A 3638-nucleotide genomic window follows, 5' to 3' on the forward strand; every position below is an offset into this window, starting at 1 on the left:
GTCGCCGATGATCGCAGCCGCGGCGATGAGCCTGTCGTCGGTCTCCGTTATCACCAATGCATTACGTCTGCGGAGGGTTGATCTGTGAAGAACCAAGAGCTGCAGGTAAGAGGGTTGGTAGATCGAAGAGGGTTGCCCAGCCTCACCGGCGGCACCGGCCATTCGCTAGGACAACACCCTTTGCGCTGCCCGTCGCTCGCAATTGTGCACCTCGGGCGGCCTCTCAAGATCGAGGTGATCTGAATTGGTGGTTCTGGCCTCGGCCAATGGCCACAAGTCTAACGCATATTGCGATATTCAGGAGAATTTACATGTCGCCTCTCACTCGCCGCGGCTTTCTAGCCACGACTGCGGCTTCGGCTGCTTCCCTTTTGCTTCCCAGCCGGGTCCGGGCTCAATCCAGTCGGCTGTCCTTGACCGCCACCACCCGCACAATCGACGTGCGCGGCAGAGCCGCCTCCGTCTGGGGACTCCTTGGTAGCAATGGCCAGTCGGGCCTCGTCTTGGATCCGGGGCAGCGCTTTGCCGTCGATCTGACGAACTCGCTAGCCGATCCGACCATCATCCATTGGCATGGGCAGATCCCGGATAATGCTCAAGACGGCGTCCCAGACATGCCGATGCCAGTGCTGCAACCAGGCGAAACCCGGGCCTATGACTTTCCCGCGAGGGCCGGCACACACTGGATGCATGCGCATATTCCGGCGCACGAAATGATGCTGCTGGCAGCGCCGCTGATCGTGCGGCGGCCCGAGGACGTTGCAGCTGACCGGCAGGAGGTGACGCTGTTCCTGCACGACTTTGCGTTCAAGCCGCCCGCCGAGGTGCTGGCGGAGATCACCGGCGGCGCATCAATGGCCAGAATGGATCACAGCCAGATGGGGCAGGGCGGCACAGGTATGGGCGGCATGGACCACTCCGGGATGGAAATGGGTGCCATGGGGCAGGGCGGCATGATGGCGATGCCGGGCATTGACGGCATGGCGATGGACTTGAACGATTACAATTTCGATGCCTATCTCGCCAACGACCGGACGCTGGATGACCCCGAAGTCGCGCAAGTGGACAAGGGTGGTCGGATCCTCGTCCGCGTGATCAACGCCGCGGCCGCAACCGTGTTCTGGATCGACACCGGCGTCTTGCCGGGGCTGCTTGTCGCTGTCGATGGCGGGCCGGTGCATCCCATGCCCGGCAGCCGCTTCGGCGTCGCCATGGGCCAGCGGCTCGACATCGAACTGGATGTACCGGGCGGGGGCGGGGCCTTCCCGATCCTCGCCTTACGCGAGGGTGCCAAAGAAAGGACGGGTTTGATCCTCGCCACTCCGGGTGCGACGGTGACTAGGGTTGCCGACAGGTCGGAGGGATACCATCCCGCCTTCAGCGGCGATCTGGCGCAGGAAGGTGCGCTGCGCGCCATCTCTCCGCTGCCGGAACGTGCGCCCGTATCGCAGCCCATGCTGATGTTAGGCGGGTCGATGATGCCATATGTCTGGACGATCAACGGCCAGACCTGGGGCAACCATGTCCCTGTCAACGCGAAATCCGGCGAAAGGGTAGAGATCACGTTCCACAACATGTCGATGATGGCGCATCCCATGCACTTGCACGGTCACGCGTTTCAGGTGGTCGGCACTGGTGGCGCGCGCTTTGCAGGTGCGGTACGCGACACCGTGCATGTGCCGCCGATGGGCATGGTGACGGTTGCGTTGGACGCAGGTGAAGCCGCGCGCTGGATGCTGCATTGCCACCATATGCCCCACCTCTCGACCGGCATGATGACCGAGTTCGCGGTTTCAGCCTGAAGCGCGCCCGGACCTGCAGCCAGTCTGCGGGTCCGGGCCTTTTTACGGGGAACACGCCATGCTCACCCATATCTGCCGCCGGTCGGTACTCGTCGGCCTCGCCATGCCCTATCTCGCAACTCCGGCTGAGGCTCGGCCTCCATTCCGACTTCGGAGCGACCCTCAGCAACTGCTTTCACCCCCGATCCTGGATGAGAAAGGAACCACCCGGTATCTCGACGACTTCGCCGGACGGGTGATCCTTTTGAACATTTGGGCGACGTGGTGCCCGCCCTGTCGGGAAGAGATGCCGATGCTTGAGCGACTTGAAAAACGGCTCGGCGGCGCGGATTTCGCGGTCCTGCCTCTTTGCATTGATGACGCTGGGATTGGCCGGGGCCGACAGTTCTATGACGAGATCGGTCTGGACGCTCTGCCGCTCTATTGGGCTGAGCCATTAAGGGTTCAGCTTGCCCTGGCCTTTATCGGGCTGCCGACAACGCTTCTGATTGACCGTCAAAGCCGCGAGATCGGACGGCTACAAGGTCCGTTCGCTTGGGACAGCGACGACGCCGTCGAACAGATCGTCGGTGCCTTTTGACTGGTCTGTTGTGTCGGCCGAAGAGCGCGAAGGCAATGATCGGAATCCGCAAGCAATGATGTGATATCAGGCGGCCGGATAGCTGGTGTAAACCTCTAGGCCGCCATCGCGCCGGATCAGTACTACATCGTAGGCATCGCGGCTGTCTTCAGACCCCATGCCGGGCGAGCCGTAAGGCATGTCGGGCACGGCAAGTCCGACAGCGTCGGGACGCTCAGCCAGCAACCGCCGGATGTCTGCGGCGGGAACATGGCCCTCAAGCGCATAGCCTTCGACCGTTCCCGTGTGGCAGGAAAACGCCTTGACCGGAACTCCCTGATCCATCTTGAAGCGGATCAACAGCGTGCCCATCGAAACTTCATCGGTCACGGTGAAGCCTTGCTCCCGCAGATAGTCGACCCATGCTTCACAGCACTCGCAGCCACGCCCCTTGACGACATGGATTGGCGGTTCTTCCTCTGCCTTAGCTTTGGCGGCAGGGGTTACGGCAAATGCTGTTGCTGCAAGGATGACCTCGCGGCGTCCGATCAAATATCTGTTCATCCGCGTTCTCCGTCAGTTCCTGAAATGAAGCCAGTTTCGCTGCGCCAGGTGGCGAGCGCATTGAGATCATCTGCCGAAGCAATCTCCTGTTCCGGCAAGGCGTCCTGGTCTTTAGGATCGACCGGTCTGCCGTCGACACGAACTTCGTAGTGAAGGTTGGGGCCGCTCACGAGCCCTGTCGCGCCGACCGCGCCAATCTCGTCTCCCGCCTTGACCCGTGACCCCACGCGAACGTCTTCGGCGATCTCTGAAAGATGCGCATATCGCGTCACGACCCCACCGCCGTGATCAATGTCGATCGTGGTGCCATAGCCGCGGATCGAGCCCGCAAAGATCACCCGACCGGCGCCGGTCGCCGAGACTTCGGTGCCCACGGGTGCCGCGTAATCGATCCCGGTATGCATGCGAACCCCACCCAACACGGGATGGTTCCGGCGCCCAAAGACGGACGACAGTCGTGCACCAAGGATGGGTGCCGCTGAACGCTGCACGGCTTCGCCATCTTCAAAGACGATGACCGGGCCGGCGGCTTCGGTCGCAACGAGTTCGAGGACGCGATCGCGAAGCTCCAACCGCGCGTAACTCAGGCGCGGCTCGCCCGCGATGCTCCCATCGGGCAGCTGATCTTCCTGCCAGACAAGAGCGAAAGTTTCTCCGCCTTTGAGGTCGCGTCTAAAATCGACCTGACCCGCAAGCAGCGCCGTCAGGTCAAC

The 3638-nt window shown here is 62.1% G+C and carries 4 protein-coding genes; 2 read left to right on the forward strand and 2 right to left on the reverse strand.

What is annotated here, in order from left to right; all coding sequences use genetic code 11:
- Positions 1-311: 311 nt before the first annotated feature.
- Together U1E69_RS09905 and U1E69_RS09910 are read left to right on the forward strand one after the other, a co-directional pair.
- A complete protein-coding gene (locus tag U1E69_RS09905; protein WP_322244217.1) occupies positions 312-1802 on the forward strand; it encodes a multicopper oxidase family protein in 1491 nt (496 codons plus the stop codon).
- Positions 1803-1860: 58 nt separating this feature from the next.
- Positions 1861-2382, forward strand: a complete 522-nt coding sequence (locus U1E69_RS09910) for a TlpA family protein disulfide reductase (RefSeq protein WP_230426604.1) — start codon at positions 1861-1863, stop codon at positions 2380-2382.
- Between the two features lie 66 nt (positions 2383-2448).
- On the opposite strand, the gene U1E69_RS09915 is transcribed toward U1E69_RS09910, so the two are convergent.
- Entirely contained in the window at positions 2449-2925 is a 477-nt protein-coding gene (locus U1E69_RS09915) for a DUF411 domain-containing protein (protein WP_108437550.1), read from the reverse strand.
- Positions 2922-3638 (reverse strand): M23 family metallopeptidase (locus U1E69_RS09920; protein ID WP_322244218.1); only part of this gene is annotated, 717 nt, incomplete at its 5' end. The genes U1E69_RS09915 and U1E69_RS09920, both read right to left, overlap by 4 nt.

Origin of the sequence: Tabrizicola sp. (assembly GCF_034366665.1) — a bacterium.
In the GTDB taxonomy this organism is placed as follows: Bacteria; Pseudomonadota; Alphaproteobacteria; order Rhodobacterales; family Rhodobacteraceae; genus Tabrizicola.